This is a genomic window from Candidatus Saccharimonadales bacterium (assembly GCA_036397795.1).
Taxonomy (GTDB): Bacteria; Patescibacteriota; Saccharimonadia; order Saccharimonadales; family DASWIF01; genus DASWIF01.
In genome coordinates this window covers 16,791-30,950 of the sequence record DASWIF010000005.1, presented here as the reverse complement: position 1 = coordinate 30,950, position 14,160 = coordinate 16,791, and the positions used below count along the sequence as shown (strand labels likewise).

Annotated in this window: 14 protein-coding genes and 2 tRNA genes; 5 read left to right on the top strand and 11 right to left on the bottom strand. The window is 50.7% G+C overall.

Annotated features, from left to right (window positions below):
• Positions 1–122 precede the first annotated feature (122 nt).
• From VGA08_00510 to nusG, 5 genes are all read right to left on the bottom strand, one after another.
• Positions 123–830: a deoxycytidine triphosphate deaminase gene (locus VGA08_00510; protein HEX9679088.1), complete on the bottom strand. Its 708-nt coding sequence runs from the start codon at positions 828–830 to the stop codon at positions 123–125.
• Between the two features lie 76 nt (positions 831–906).
• Positions 907–1,680: a hypothetical protein gene (locus VGA08_00505; GenBank protein HEX9679087.1), complete on the bottom strand. Its 774-nt coding sequence runs from the start codon at positions 1,678–1,680 to the stop codon at positions 907–909.
• Between the two features lie 91 nt (positions 1,681–1,771).
• On the bottom strand, positions 1,772–2,836 hold the full coding sequence (gene rplA, locus VGA08_00500) for a 50S ribosomal protein L1 (GenBank protein HEX9679086.1): 1,065 nt from the start codon (positions 2,834–2,836) through the stop codon (positions 1,772–1,774).
• A gap of 61 nt (positions 2,837–2,897) precedes the next feature.
• Positions 2,898–3,329 carry a 50S ribosomal protein L11 gene (gene rplK / locus VGA08_00495; GenBank protein HEX9679085.1) on the bottom strand — a complete coding sequence of 144 codons (432 nt, stop codon included), beginning with the start codon at positions 3,327–3,329 and terminating at the stop codon, positions 2,898–2,900.
• Positions 3,330–3,332: 3 nt separating this feature from the next.
• Positions 3,333–3,878, bottom strand: a complete 546-nt coding sequence (gene nusG / locus VGA08_00490) for a transcription termination/antitermination protein NusG (GenBank protein HEX9679084.1) — start codon at positions 3,876–3,878, stop codon at positions 3,333–3,335.
• Between the two features lie 418 nt (positions 3,879–4,296).
• On the opposite strand from nusG, the gene VGA08_00485 reads away from it, so the two are divergent.
• On the top strand, positions 4,297–5,733 hold the full coding sequence (locus VGA08_00485; protein HEX9679083.1) for a glycosyltransferase: 1,437 nt from the start codon (positions 4,297–4,299) through the stop codon (positions 5,731–5,733).
• On the opposite strand, the gene VGA08_00480 is transcribed toward VGA08_00485, so the two are convergent.
• The 4 genes from VGA08_00480 to VGA08_00465 form a co-directional block, all read right to left on the bottom strand.
• Positions 5,681–7,327 carry an ATP-binding protein gene (locus VGA08_00480; protein ID HEX9679082.1) on the bottom strand — a complete coding sequence of 549 codons (1,647 nt, stop codon included), beginning with the start codon at positions 7,325–7,327 and terminating at the stop codon, positions 5,681–5,683. The genes VGA08_00485 and VGA08_00480 overlap by 53 nt on opposite strands.
• A 32-nt stretch (positions 7,328–7,359) precedes the next feature.
• Positions 7,360–8,097, bottom strand: a complete 738-nt coding sequence (locus VGA08_00475; protein HEX9679081.1) for a SprT family zinc-dependent metalloprotease — start codon at positions 8,095–8,097, stop codon at positions 7,360–7,362.
• A complete protein-coding gene (locus VGA08_00470) occupies positions 8,018–8,650 on the bottom strand; it encodes an AAA family ATPase (GenBank protein ID HEX9679080.1) in 633 nt (210 codons plus the stop codon). Before VGA08_00470 ends, VGA08_00475 begins: the two co-directional genes overlap by 80 nt.
• Positions 8,651–8,670: 20 nt before the next feature.
• Positions 8,671–8,745: transfer RNA gene (locus tag VGA08_00465), tRNA-Trp, on the bottom strand.
• 192 nt (positions 8,746–8,937) lie between these two features.
• On the opposite strand from VGA08_00465, the gene VGA08_00460 reads away from it, so the two are divergent.
• From VGA08_00460 to VGA08_00445, 4 genes are read left to right on the top strand one after another with little or no spacing between them, the layout of a single operon-like run.
• The gene (locus tag VGA08_00460) at positions 8,938–10,134 is read left to right on the top strand and encodes a glycosyltransferase family 4 protein (GenBank protein HEX9679079.1); all 1,197 of its coding nucleotides are present in this window, start codon (positions 8,938–8,940) and stop codon (positions 10,132–10,134) included.
• Positions 10,131–11,342, top strand: coding sequence for a glycoside hydrolase family 57 protein (locus VGA08_00455; GenBank protein HEX9679078.1), 1,212 nt, complete (start codon positions 10,131–10,133; stop codon positions 11,340–11,342). Before VGA08_00460 ends, VGA08_00455 begins: the two co-directional genes overlap by 4 nt.
• Positions 11,339–13,270 (top strand): glycoside hydrolase family 15 protein, encoded by a 1,932-nt coding sequence (locus tag VGA08_00450; GenBank protein ID HEX9679077.1) that lies wholly within the window; start codon positions 11,339–11,341, stop codon positions 13,268–13,270. The genes VGA08_00455 and VGA08_00450 overlap by 4 nt, the downstream gene beginning before the upstream one ends.
• Positions 13,267–13,818 carry a hypothetical protein gene (locus VGA08_00445; GenBank protein ID HEX9679076.1) on the top strand — a complete coding sequence of 184 codons (552 nt, stop codon included), beginning with the start codon at positions 13,267–13,269 and terminating at the stop codon, positions 13,816–13,818. The genes VGA08_00450 and VGA08_00445 overlap by 4 nt, the downstream gene beginning before the upstream one ends.
• 3 nt (positions 13,819–13,821) lie before the next feature.
• Here VGA08_00445 and rpmG read toward each other — a convergent pair whose 3' ends face one another.
• Both rpmG and VGA08_00435 read right to left on the bottom strand, forming a co-directional pair.
• Complete coding sequence (rpmG, locus tag VGA08_00440) at positions 13,822–14,010, bottom strand: 50S ribosomal protein L33 (protein ID HEX9679075.1); 189 nt, start codon at positions 14,008–14,010, stop codon at positions 13,822–13,824.
• 72 nt (positions 14,011–14,082) lie between these two features.
• Positions 14,083–14,157: transfer RNA gene (locus VGA08_00435), tRNA-Thr, on the bottom strand.
• Positions 14,158–14,160 lie beyond the last annotated feature (3 nt).

The window sequence follows — 14,160 nt, the reverse complement described above, 5'->3', positions numbered from 1 at the left end:
TTCACGATATGTTTCGTTTGTGATGCCCAGCGACGTCAGCTTTGCTGCTAGCCAGGCAACAATTGAAGTCTTCCCTGTACCTTCCGCGCCATCAACCGCCCAATAAGTCCCTTTTATCTCGTTCATAGCGGTATTGGTTCTTGGCGTTTGTCTTTATAGGCTTTTGGTAGCATATCTTCCGGTCGCCAGCGGCTGATAATCGATTTGAGCTTGTCTTGGTGGCCAGACTGGTATTTGCCACTTAACTTTTTATATTCACCATCGACTGGGCCGGTATGATAAAAGACCATCTGGGCTACGCGTTCACCCACCGGCAAGACCACGCTTTCGTGCTGATTCATATTGTAAATTTCCATCGTCCAGCGGTTGATGTAGCCTGGGTCGCCCCAACCGGCGTCAAGACACACCGCCACACCGTTACGGCCCCAAGTCGAACGAGCCTGCATGGTGCTGGTACCGGGCGCTTTGATACCAATAAATTCATGCGAATGGGCCAAAACTCTTTCACCCGGCAACAAGACAATTATCTTGTGTTCTTCCGGGATATTGTTAAATAGTGATCTAGCGTTGGCTTCACACCATTCGATATGGGCTGTTGCTCGGTGTGGGCCGTCAAAATACCGAGCAACATCACGTTCGTCAACCGGATTATAGATACCCTTAGCCGTAACTCGCTCTGTCCGGTAATACCATTCGCCCAAGGTCACGTCGTAACTACTTCCGGCTAAGTGGTCTTTTATAAACGGATGAATGACGATGTGCTCATCCTCAAGCGCTTCTAGTATTTGTATGTTGCTGTAGACGCCAAAACCGTCCACGTTCCCCTCCAAAGTCTGAGCTCAAGTCTAAGGAGGTTTATACTAATCAGCAAGCATTAGCGGTATAAATTGAGTCAAATTGATTTGGCTATTCGGCGAGTCCTAAAAAATCGTTAGAGTTGTATTCTTTTAATAGATCGCCAACCAACAAATCCTGATACAAGGCTTTAACAAGCTCGGGCAGGGCTTCGGGGCGAGCGTCGCTAATAACGGTGGTGTCGACGGTTATTTCTCGCCGGTGTTCTTCCGTGATATCAGCCAGTTCTCTCTCCGGCAGATCGGCTCGAACCAATTTGATCAGGATACCGCGGTTTTGGCGAATAACACTGGCGTCATATGGATATCTAACGCCACCGACGACGACAAGCTTGGTGCCATTTTGCCGGGCCTGAGTTATCAGCCGTTCAATATGGTCGAACCAAATTCCGGAATCGACCCGGTGAACCAAGAAACCGCCAATCCACTGCAGGATAGTTCGGTGTTTGTCTTTGTTGTCGATGACAATCGCTTTGCCGAGCGGAATAACACCTTGGCGGATCAAATTAAAGTGCATGAACAACTTGTAATAGTATTTTGATTCGCCTAACACCTGGTCATGCGTTATATGCAATTGATTACCAGTAGTCGGTTTGATTTGATGCGAGACCACCCTGGCCAAGTCGTCCAGCCACCGATTGAGCAGCCCGTAATCGAGCGGATCGACTAACAAATCCTTAGGGAATGTCGCGAACCACTCGTTAGCCACCTCGGCAATGATATCCGATGGCTCGATATGCAGCGAAGGAGTCTCCAGCGCGATTAAAGCATTGGCTAGCGTGGTTTTGCCGTGCCCTATCGGGCCGGTAATACCAAAAAGTCGCATGTGCTTAAGTATAGCTGATGCCGCCGTTGACTAAGCTCAATGTTCGAAAAAAGTTGCATAAAACCGGTCCTGAGGTGTCACCGTTCGCCAATTAGAGCTTGAACTTTAGGCTCGGGCCCATGGTAGTGGTGACAAAACTCGAGAGCACGTAGCCGCCGCTTATCGAGCTCGGCTTGGCGGCTTTGACCGCGGCTAACACGGCTTCGGCGTTAGGCATAAGCTTGTCTGGTCCGAAACTGACTTTACCAATCGGTATATGGACGTTACCGTTGGCGTCCACCCTAAATTCCACCTGTCCGGCTTTGGCTAGCTTAACAGCCGCCGGAACGTTTTTGGTTACCGTACCGCTTTTGGGATTGGGCATAAGTCCCTTTGGACCAAGCAGCTTCGCGAATCGTCCAAGCTGGCTCATTAACTGCGGTGTCGCGATTAGGACGTCAAAATCTAGATCGGCTTTTTCCAGCTTATCAAGTAGTTCTTTTTCGCCGACAAAATCGGCGCCAGCGACTTTGGCCTTGGCTTGATCGTCAGGTTCGGCAAAAACGGCCACGCTAAGACTCTTGCCGGTGCCGTTCGGTAAAGCCACCGACTCGCGGATATTTTGATCTGCTTGTTTTGGGTCAACAGCCAGCCGAACATGTAGCTCGACAGTTGCGTCAAATTTGACGGCTGAAGTTTCACAAGCTAGCTTAAGAGCGTCCTTTAACTCATAATCTTTGGCTTTATCAATCTTTTCAGCAGCTAGCCGGTAGTCTTTTGAGCGGCGTTCAATCTTTGGGCGAGTGGCCGGAACCGGGCCTTTTTTAGGCATGTCAACCGGTGGTTCGGGTTGGTCTGCTGGCTCGCCCCGTTTTCTGGATTCTTTGGCCGCTTTGATATCGGCTTCTTCCAGGCCTTTTTTGCTGCGTTTACCCGCCTTCGCTAAAGCTTCGACCGGCCCGCCGGCTTTGGCTGTGCTAGGAGTTGGGGGTTGGGCGATGGTAGATGGCTTTGGTTCTTCCGCTGTTGCCGGCGGTTTATCGATCGGCGCTTGCTTGGTCGGCTTGACCTGAGCTGCTTCAATGGCTGCCCTGATATCGGCGATTTTATCCTTAGGCGCTAATTTAAGGCCTAAAGCCTTAGCCTCTTTTAACCAGTCCTGTTTAGTCTTTGCCATTTATTACTCCTTTCGTGGTACAAGTGGACGCCGTTTAATGCGCCCTCCCACAAAAAAATTATTATTGTTCGACTTCCACACCCATGCTGCGGGCGGTGCCGGCGACTTGGCGCATGGCCTGCTCAATATCCTCGGTGTTCATGTCTTTCATCTTTCCTTCGGCGATTTGTCTGACCTGATTCTTACTAAGTTTGGCGACTTTCTCATCATGCGGCCGGCCAGAGCCCTTCTCCACACCAGCGGCCTTTTTAATAAGGTCATCAGTGGCCTGAGATACGACCCGCCATGTCATGCTGCGGTCCTCGTAAATCCTGATGTGAACCGTCACCGTTTGGCCCTGCAGCTCTTTGGTTTGCTCGTTGAATGGGTTGATAAAGTCCATCATGTTGACGCCGTATTGGCCCAGAGTAGAGCCGACTGGCGGTCCGGCACTGGCTTGCCCGCCCGGGATACGCATTTTCAGATTAGCTGTGATTTTTTTACCGTTTGCCATAATTTAGACCTTCTTTACCTGCAGGCCATCAAGCTCGACCGGGGTTTCCCGGCCAAACATGTTGACCAGCACCTTAATTTTGCCTTTTTGCTCGTCGATTTCATTGATCGAGCCGTCAAAACCTTTGAACGGCCCGTCGATTATGTTGACGACTTCGCCAACGGTGAAATCGATTTTATGCTTAGGATCCTGGACACCCATGCGCTTTTTGATCTTTTCCATTTCCTCGTCGGATACCGGAGTTGGTTCTGTGCCGCTGCCGACAAAACCAGTGACATTCGGGGTATTTCTGACGATGTACCAAGCGTCCTCGCTCATTTTCATCTGGACTAGAACGTAACCTTGGAAGATACGTTTTTCAACGACTTTGCGTTTGCCGTTTTTGATCTCAATTTGCTTTTCTTTGGGTACTAGGCAGTCAAAGATCTTGTCCTTCATATCCAAGCTGTCGGCCCGCTGCCGAATACTTTCGGCGACTTTTTCTTCATAACCGGAGTAAGTGTGGATGGCGTACCACTGTTTAGCTGAGTCATAGCGTTTCCCACTCATAGGAATAGCCTTTCAGCCAATTGCTTATAGCCGATATCGGCCGCCACAATAACCGCGGCAAAGACGACGCTAAAAACAAAAACAGCTATCGTTAACCGCCACGACTCGCGCCGGGTTGGCCAGGTTACTTTTTTTAGTTCGGCAAAAGACTCGCGGAAATAGCGCGGCGAACGAGGCTTAAGGCGCCTTAATTGAAACTTTGAACCGGGTGATTTCTTGTCACCTGATCGGTTTTGGCGTTTCAGCCGAGAAGCCAATTTACTCCTCAACGAGGGTTTCTGCGGTGTGGTCGTAGCCACGGTGGTACTCCCAATTAAAAAGTCTCCTTGGAAGAGACTGTCAAGAGAATATTAAACGCATCGGCTACTTCTGTCAATAGGCCGATTTACCACCGAATAGCTGTTATGCTTATTAGTGAATGTTAATCGGTCTTATCGGTCTATTTATCAGCTGGTGGCTCTATGCGGTTGGATCGAAGCGCCAAATCGGATTGCTTTTGAGCGCTTTGCCTCTAATATTGCTGGCGGTTGGTATCGACACGGGCGACTGGGCCTTGATTGGTCTGGCCGGCGGTCTGTTCGTCAGCCATACCCGACTGCTAGTGGGGCGTTATGGCCAACGGCGGACAACACGGGTTCTACGGCGAAGCTGGCGCCGGGCAACCATAATCTATCTGGTGGTTATTCTAGCCGGCCAGCTATCCGCCGATTTAACGGCCGAGCTTTGGCTCCAAGGACTGGCCGTAGCCTGGTTACTGTTTAGCGTAAGGTCATTAAGCCTGACCGCTTTTAGGATTAGCCGGTACAGCTACCGGCCGATCAAGCTATCAAACACTAAGTTGCCAACGGTCACACTTGCGATCCCGGCCAGGAATGAGACCCATGCGCTGACCGATGCTCTGCGCTCGGCCGTGTCGTCGGATTATGCCAAGCTAGAAATTCTCGTCTTGGACGATTGTTCCCAAGACAGTACACCGGAGATTATTAAGTCATTTGCGCACGACGGAGTACGGTTTATCCAGGGGCAAGTTCCTAGCGCAGGTTGGGTCGGCAAAAACAACGCCTACGAACTGCTGCTGAATGAAGCCAGTGGCGACTATGTTTTATTTGCGGGTGTTGATATCAGGTATTCATCCGAATCAATCACGCGTACGATAACGGCGGCAATTAGCCGCGGAGCTCAATTTGTTTCGTTAATGCCACAACGGCGAGCCTACGATCCAGTTTCAAGTGCCCTGCGGCCCCTAAGATACTTTACTGAATTGGCATTCGCCGAATGGCCACTGATGAGCTCGGCTTGGCTGGTCGAGCGCGAGTGGTTGCTTAAGCAAGGCGGATTTAGGGCGCTGCGACGTGAAATCGCGCCGGAGCAGGCGCTGGCTAACGCTGCCCGCACAACCGGAACCTATCAATTCTTGCTCGCTACGCCTGAACTGGGATTGACTACTCGTAAGCGCTTAAACAGCCTGTATGAAACCGCCGTAAGAAAACTCTACCCGGGCGAGGGCAAAGAACCAGTCTGGACGATCTTGGTCGGTCTGGGCTATGCCATGTCCGCCGGTCTGCTAATTTTTAGCCCTTATATTAAAGATCCGATCGCCGCCGCCCTGTTATCTTTGGGGGCACTGCTACTGTGGTTGAGCTATATCCTAAGCGAGCTGGTCTTGCAGCCTAAATTTTGGTTGCTCAGCGGCTTGAGCCTGCCCCTTAACCTCTTGGTTGAAGCCGGTCTCAATCTTGTCTCTATGATTAGGTATGAGTTTGGCCGGGTCGACTGGAAGGGCCGGAACGTTTGTATACCGGTTATGCGCTGGCCGCGGTCGGTCGATCGGTCTCGGACTTCGAACCAACGGTAAGACTGAAAGTCGACCCAGCGTTAAGTTGGCTCTTAACATCAATTTTCCCATCGACCTTTGACGCCAACTTGGCGGTGACATACAGCCCCAGGCCGGTGCCACTACTTTCTCTGGTGCGGTAGTCCTCTGAGCGGAAGAATTTTTCAAACAGCCGTTTTTGATCACTTGTGCTGATGCCGATGCCTTGGTCAGTTACACCGATCCTGACTTTATCCGTGCCTTCATTTAGGAGCGTTATGGTAATTTGGCCTTGCTTGGTGTACTTGAGGGCGTTGGTTAAGAAGTTTTGTAATATCTCCTGAATATACAGGCGATTGTTATAGATTATATGTGGTTCTACCATCGGCTTTTCATATTTTAATTCGAGGCCTTTACCCTTGGCCTCGATTTCATAACTCTTGATCGTATCAGCCACTAATACAGACGGATTAATGCTCTCCAGTTGAGAGCTGACATCGGTCCGTTCGGCTCTTGCCAGCGAAGCTAAATCATTTATTAAATCGGCTAAATAAACCACCTGGGAATGGGCTTGACCCAAAGCCTCGACGACTTTAGCCGGCGGTGAATCGGCCTTGCTCAACAGCAACTGAGCATTACTGACTTTGCCTTCGGTGATTGTGACAGGAGTTCTAAGCTCATGGCTGACGACGGCGACAAATTCGTCGCGTTCTTCTTCCAGAGATTTTTGTTTGGTGATGTCCTGCAAGATAAGCGTGAAGCCTTTTTCCGTTCGGTCGCCCTGCCCGAGTTTAATCGGCGTGACGTTGGTGTAAAGATTGGCAAAATCGTCCTGACCGTAAATGATCTTGATGTCCGAACGTCTGATAGTCCGATCGGCGGTTTTGGCCTCGGTTATTAGGTTCACGGTCCGGCCTTCATCGTCAACCAGCTTCCAAACGCTGTCAAGCGCCTTGCCCTCGATGGAAACATTAGTGTTTATCAAGTCTAAGGCAGCGCCGTTATAGGTCTGAATGTTGCCGTCTTCATCAGTCGCAATGACGGCGTCGCCGATATTATTGATCAAAGACAACAGTCGCTGGTGCTCAACCTCCAGGTTTTTGCCGGTAATGGTCCGGCTGACTAACTGAGTTTTATCCAGCTCCACCAGATCGGAGGTCAGGAGGTTTAAAAGCAAAAACACGCCTAAATACGCCAGCAGTTCGGCAAACGACTCCCAACTGACGGTCTGGCTATTAAGTAAAAATATCGTCACCATCGCCATCAACCCGAAAAGGGTCGAGATGAAAAATCCCGAGCGTTTATAGGCAAACGTCGCCATGCTGGTTAAGGCCACGGCCAAAAATATCAGCGGCGATAGCGGTTGGCCGAGCAGATAAATCACCCCAGCCAAAGCTAGCAATTGCAGCAGCCAGATCAGCCAGAAGGCCAAGCCGCTAAAAGAGGCAGGCCGCTGGCGCATAATTGCCAGCAGGCAAAACAACAGGATCAGCCCACCTAACAACAAGGCGGTTAGGCCGAGGCTGTATTCCTGCCCAAGACGAAAGGCCAATGGGACAAATATCAGCAGGCCGGCAACCAGTTGCCGACGGCTGGACAATAGTTGCCTTAATGAATTGAGCTCCGGTTGATCCACTGGCAGTTATTATAAAGCACAAGCGTCACCGGCTAGTAGTACAGATGCCAACGCCTTAGCTGGCGCCGGCGGCTGGCAGCGTCGGGCATGATTGACTCTAGCTGGTGATGAAACCCTGCCCCGTGGTTGGCTGCAACCAGATGGGTTAGTTCGTGACAAATAACATAATCGATTAGCCCTAAAGGCAGCCGGACAAGCTGTGAATTCAAGCTGATTGTACCGGCGGCCGTACAACTGCCCCACCGCGAGCGCATGAACTTAATTTGAATCTCCCTTGGCTGGTCGAGCTTGAATTCAGTCGCCAGAGCATTTAGCCGCAGGGGCAGCTGATCTTGAGCCAGCTTAAGCAGGCTGGTTTTTATCAACGTTCTGGCGGCGAGATAGCCTGGCCAATACTCACTGCCTGTTGGTAGGCTGAGGCTAATATCGCCACCTATACTTACGGCCTTAAGCGGTCCGTAGCGATAACTGATCGGGATGTTTGGATGAATCGGGTTGAGGGCAAAGTCATAAAGTTGGCTATGCTTCCGTCGCTGTTGGCTTATCCACTGGGCTTTGGTTTTGACAAACCGATCTATCACGCTGGCCGGAGTCAGCCTAGGCGCCCTGACGAGCAGAGTTAAGTCCGGTTTTACACGTAAGCTAATCCGGGAAGTCCGGCCGCGGGTCAGCTCGAAGCCGGTCAGCGAGTTACCGGACAGTCTCATTTCTTTGGCCGGACAAGCGGCGGCTGAAGTCAACCCGACCTTTAGCGATGGGATTGGCGTCAATTAGACCTAATTTGTTTAGTCTCAACTCGACAATGCGGGCCTGCTGGGCAAATGCATGTTTTCCGCTAATTACCTGGCAGGATTCACGGTCGAGATTTAGGGGGCCGACGGAGTTGGCTAATCGCTCGAAAGAGGTTGGACTCAGGCCCGGCGAATAACGGTCGTCTAAGCGCCGGCGGTCGCGATTGACGGCTCGATAACGCGCGGTGTCGAGATCGATCTGAGCCCAAACGATCATGAAGTTTGCTTGGTAAGACCGAGCTAAATACGAAACTTTGTGCCGCAGAGCTTGGGTCGGTAGGCACATATCAAATACCACCGAACCGCCGGTCTTTAAAACCAACTCGCAAGCATACTCGCACAACCGCAAAACCGTGTTGTTCTCGGATGGTGAATAGACCGGATCATCATACAGTTCGTAACGTACACGGTCACTACTGACATGGGCCATGCTATGCCGCTCGCAGAACTGTCGGGCAAAAGCCGACTTGCCGGCTCCGGGCCAGCCATGCATCAGGAGTAAAAGTGGTTGATTTAAGTCAAGTTGAGTCATTTGTTAATGGTTAAGTTTCCTGGCAGGGGCACGTGGAATCGAACCACGATCTGCGGTTTTGGAGACCGCTATACTTGCCATTGTACTATGCCCCTCTTTTAAGCCACGATTGGCTTTAACCCGGCCCGACAAACGGAGGCGTACACCCCTATTAGCAACCGAGCAGAGTTAGTATAACAAGGATTGCCGCCTTTAACCGTTGTTGCTATCAGCGGCTATTGAGGTAATGCTTAAATCGGCTTATACTTTTACCAAATAACAAAGAGAATCAACGGGTGAAAATCTTGATGCTTGGGTGGGAACTGCCACCCCACAACAGCGGCGGTTTGGGTGTGGCCTGTTATGAAATGTGTCGAGCACTGGTTAAAGACGGCGCCACAATTCAATTCATCGTCCCTTATACGGCTCAACACGACATTGACTTCATGACGGTCACGGCGGCTAGCCCCCAGGACGCGGTCGAGGTGATGTTGGCCGGCGGGGCGTATGATTCCGCCTGGTTTATTCAAAGTACCCGTGACGGCCAGGTTGTTGGTCACTCGTTATACGAGCAACAAACGATTTATGAGCAGAGCGTTGATCGGCTGGTTGACATTAATGAATTCGACATTATTCACGCCCATGACTGGCTGACTTTTCGTGCGGCCATCAAACTTAAACGGCGGTGTCATAAACCGTTAATTGTCCACATCCACGCCACCGAATACGATCGCTCCGGTGGGCGTCAAGGCAATAATCTGGTGCGGGAGATTGAATACCAAGGCATGATGATGGCCGATAAAGTAATCGCCGTCAGCCAGGCTACCAAACGAGTCTTGGTCGAGGAATACGCCATCCCAGCGACGAAGGTCGAGGTCGTTCATAACAGTATCAATCTCTCAGATTGGCCGCCAGACCATAGCCTGAATGTCTATAGCTACATCGAGCTGCTCAAGCAGCACGGTTATAAAGTCATCGTTAACGTTGGTCGATTGGTCATCCAAAAGGGCCTGACCCACCTTTTGCAGGCCGCCCAGCGGGTACTTGAGTATCAACCCAAGACGTTATTTTTGATTGTCGGTTCCGGCGACCAGTATCAGGAGTTAATCGAGTTGGGAGCCGAACTGGGCATTAGTCAAAACTTGTTATTTACCGGCTTTCAACGCGGTAAAGCGGTGGATGATGCCTACCGGGTGGCCGATTTATTCGTCATGCCCTCGGTCTCAGAACCGTTTGGCATAACACCACTTGAAGCCGGCGCCCGAGGTGTGCCATCGCTGATATCGAAACAATCCGGCGTAAGTGAAGTCATGGGCCACGCTTTACGAGTCGACTACTGGGACGAGCAAGAAATGGCCAACCAAATCGTGTCGGTGTTGCGCTCCGACGCTCTGCGCCAGACTATGGCCGATCTGACGGCGGCCGAATTGTCCGGACGGTCCTGGCGGGATGCGGCTGATCGTCTTCAAACCGTTTATAAATCCGAGTTGACCAGCCAGCGATGAAGCGCTCAATCTGCCTCTATCTCCATGTCCATCAACCGTATCGGCTGCGTCACTACACGATTTTTGACATTAATGCCAACCACGATTACTTTGCCGACAATTCTCAAAATTTGGGCCAGTCGAACCCTGAGATCATCAAAAAGGTGGCCGAAAAATCCTATCTGCCTACCAATCAATTATTGCTTAAACTGTTGCGTGAATTACCCGAGTTCAGCTTGAGTCTATCATTAAGCGGCCTCGTCATCGAACAACTAAAAGCGTGGCAGCCAGAAGCCTTGGAGAGCTTCAAAGAACTGGTGGCTACCGGTCGCGTTGAGATCTTAGCAGAATCTTATTACCACTCGCTGGGATTCTTTTTTGACCGCGCCGAGTTCGAACGGCAGGTTGAGCAACACCGCCAGCTTATTAAAACCGAGTTTGGCCTGGAAACGACGGCTTTTAGAAACACCGAACTGGCTTATAATAACGAACTTGGCGTCTGGGCCGAACAAAATGGTTACGAGGCGGTGATTACCGAAGGTTGGGATCCGATATTAACCTGGCGCAGTCCAAATTTTATCTACCGTCCGCTCGGCACCAGTCGGATCAAATTGCTATTAAAGAACTACAAGTTGAGCGATGACATTGCTTTTAGGTTCTCCGACACCAGCTGGAAAGAATGGCCGCTAACGGCTGACAAGTTTAACGCCTGGATCGAAGCCATACCAGCCGATCAACCGCTGATAAATTTGTTTATGGACTATGAAACATTTGGCGAACATCAATGGCACAGCACCGGTATTTTTGAATTTCTAAATGAATTCCCACGCCAATTAACGGCCATGGGGACTAAGTTTATGACCATCACCCAGGCGGCCCGTAATTTCGATGCGGTCGACGACCTCGATATTCATTCGACCATCACCTGGGCTGACACCGATCGGGATCTGTCGGCCTGGTTAGGAAACGGCATGCAGCAGGAGGCCAACAAATTTGTCTACAGCCTGTCCCAAGCTGTGGCCAAATCAAACGATGCCCAGCTAAGAGCTGATTGGCGAAAACTGACGACGTCTGACCATTTTTACTACATGTGCACCAAATGGTTCAAGGATGGCGACGTTCACGCCTACTTCTCACCTTACGACACGCCCTATGAGGCCTTTATGAACTATATGAATGCCTGCCATGATCTCAAAGCCCGGTTGCTAGAATCGGGAGATGAGCGGTGAGCCGGCCGGTTTTTCTCAGCAACGGTTCGATGGCGGTTGGTCTCAATCGGTTCGGCCTAGTCAACGACCTGTACTACCCCTATGTCGGTTTGGAGAACCATGTCGGCAATAAGGACTTGTTTCACCGTGTCGGCCTGTTCGTCGACGGTACCATAAGTTGGCTCGGAGACGTCGGCTGGGAAGTGACGGTAGATTACCGGCCGGATAGCCTGATCAGCCAAGTGTCGGCCCAAAACGACGGACTCAAGATCAAACTAGAGTTTAGTGATTTTGTTGACAGCCAGCGCAATGTTTTCGCCCGGCAAATAGCCTTGACCAACCAGGCGACGAACCGGCGCGACATTAAGCTGTTTTTGCACCAAGTGTTTAGGATCAGCGACTCCCAGCGAGATGATACCGCCCAGTACTTACCTGAAGAGCAAGTAGTCATGCACTATAAAGGTCGTCGCGTGTTTGTTATCAGCGGCGAGCTAGCCGATGCCTCGACATTTGACCAACACGCCATCGGCTTAAACGGCATCGAGGGCCATACCGGTACCTACGCCGATGCGGCCGACGGCGAGTTGAGCGGTAACAATGTCGAGCACGGCCGAGTTGATTCAACTCTACGCTTTAGCCTTAATATTGATGCCAACTCAACTGGAACGCTCAATTATTGGATCGCAGCCGGCGCGTCACAAAAAGACGCTCTCGATGCCCACCGGCAGTTCGTTAATAAGCAACTCAATGACCGTCTGGAGGACACCCAGGCTCATTGGCAACAGTGGCTAGCGGTAGCGGCTAACCAACTGCACAAAGTCGACCCTAAATACCACCAGCAGACATTGAAATCGCTGTTAATTATTAAATCCCACATTGATCGGCGCGGCGCCGTGATTGCATCGGGCGACAGCGAGATGCTCAATTATACGCGGGATTACTATAGCTATTGCTGGCCGCGTGACGCCTGTTATGTGTTGTGGCCGCTGATCCGGCTAGGTTATAAGGACGAACCGCGAGCCTACTTTGAATTCGCTCGAGACGTCATACATCCGGATGGTTATCTGATGCATAAATACCAGCCCGATCGAGCAATTGGCAGCTCTTGGCATCCGTATCTCAACTCCGGTCGGCCGGAATTGCCGATTCAGGAGGATGAAACCGCCATTACCCTGTTTTTGCTCGGTGAATATCTCAAGCATACCAATGATAAAGACTTCGTTTTAGGCCTGTACGATACCATGGTTCAGCCGATGGCAAATTTTATAGATAGTTTCATTGATTCTGCCACCAAACTGCCACACGCTAGCTACGATCTGTGGGAAGAAAAGTTTATGACTACGACCTATACCACGGCAGTAGTCCATGCCGGCTTGCAAGCCGCGGCAGAATTAGCGGAAAAATTCGAATACCCGGACGATGCCATCCGTTGGCGAACGGTCGCCGATGATATTAAACAGGCCGCTCGCGAAACTCTGTTCAACCATGACATTCGCTATTTTTATAAAGGCTTCTTGCTCGGTGAGAACGACATGTTGTCGTTTGATCCAGTCATCGACGCGTCATCCTTATATGGCGCTGTTATGTTTGGGCTATATGATAAAGACGACCCCTACGTCAAGCAGGCAGTGGACACGCTTAAGGCGAGGCTGGTTGATAAAACCCCATCGGGCGGGGTGCCGCGTTATGAATCCGATCATTACCATGCCGTTAAGGCCGGTGTCAGCAATCCTTGGTTTGTCACTACCTTATGGTATGCCCAATACTTGATTGATCAGCAGGATAAAGAGACGGCAGCCGACATTCTTGGTTGGACGCAGCGTCACATGCTGACTAGCGGCGCTCTGCCGGAACAGCTTCATCCTTATTCCGACCAGCACCTGTCGGTTGAGCCGCTGATTTGGAGCAGCGCCGAATTTATTAATACTGCCCTGGATATTTCGGAATGACATCAAATACTGGCAAAATTTTTAAAGGCCTAGCTAAACGACATCACCTCAGCTTAATCACTGACGCGCCGAGTCACGAGCTCTCACCCGATAAAAACAGCTTGCTAGTTAACCGATTTGCCCGCGATTTATTTACAGTCCACGGTCTGATCTATAACCGAGAATTCCGAGTAATCAGCCGTCAGATGGACTTGCCTCAGCCCGCTACCCGACCAGTCTCTCAACAGCTGTACATTATCAGCTGTCCGCTGCCGACTGAGTCAAAAGCTTGGCTGCTATCGACCGGGCTTAAAGATGAGCCGATATTTGGCTATTTTCGCCATTTTTTCCGCAGTGAGCCCCAACAACTAGACGGGCATCTATTATTTAGCCTTGAGGCCGAAACCAACCAACGCTGGCTACCAATCATCGGCCTACTACCAGCCGCCGCTAACCTGGAGTTAAGTGGCCAGAATCTTAATTTTTTCGTAGTTGATTCACCTAAGGATGCCAATATTATGGAACACCAGTTGAGACTGGTCGATCAGATTGCCGCCCGCTTAGGTTAAGCTTTACTCGTTGCGGCCGAGGTTTTTCTTGGTCTCAACGTATTTAACGTGACGCCTGATAGTCGGATCGTATTTTCTCAATTCAAGTTTATCGGGCGTATTTGTCGTATTTTTGCGGGTAATATAAGTCCGATGCCCGGATTCTTCCGACACCAGACCGATTATCTTTCTCTTGGTACTTTTCTTAGCCATAGACTTTGTAGTTTAACAATATTTCAGTAATTTAACAAGGGTGGCAGCCGGATTAATCCCCGACGGCCCACTTGGAGCCCTGAGCGAGGGTTGAACTCGCGACCTCATCCTTACCATGGATGCGCTCTACCACTGAGCTATCAGGGCCTA

Bases quoted from the DNA above. Each gene is read 5' to 3' on its own strand.
- VGA08_00505 (HEX9679087.1), bottom strand. From the start codon at position 1,680: ATGCGACTTTTTGGTATTACCGGCCCGATAGGGCACGGCAAAACCACG.
- rplA (HEX9679086.1), bottom strand. From the start codon at position 2,836: ATGGCAAAGACTAAACAGGACTGGTTAAAAGAGGCTAAGGCTTTAGGC.
- rplK (HEX9679085.1), bottom strand. From the start codon at position 3,329: ATGGCAAACGGTAAAAAAATCACAGCTAATCTGAAAATGCGTATCCCG.
- nusG (HEX9679084.1), bottom strand. From the start codon at position 3,878: ATGAGTGGGAAACGCTATGACTCAGCTAAACAGTGGTACGCCATCCAC.
- VGA08_00485 (HEX9679083.1), top strand. From the start codon at position 4,297: ATGTTAATCGGTCTTATCGGTCTATTTATCAGCTGGTGGCTCTATGCG.
- VGA08_00470 (HEX9679080.1), bottom strand. From the start codon at position 8,650: ATGACTCAACTTGACTTAAATCAACCACTTTTACTCCTGATGCATGGC.
- VGA08_00460 (HEX9679079.1), top strand. From the start codon at position 8,938: ATGCTTGGGTGGGAACTGCCACCCCACAACAGCGGCGGTTTGGGTGTG.
- VGA08_00455 (HEX9679078.1), top strand. From the start codon at position 10,131: ATGAAGCGCTCAATCTGCCTCTATCTCCATGTCCATCAACCGTATCGG.
- VGA08_00445 (HEX9679076.1), top strand. From the start codon at position 13,267: ATGACATCAAATACTGGCAAAATTTTTAAAGGCCTAGCTAAACGACAT.
- rpmG (HEX9679075.1), bottom strand. From the start codon at position 14,010: ATGGCTAAGAAAAGTACCAAGAGAAAGATAATCGGTCTGGTGTCGGAA.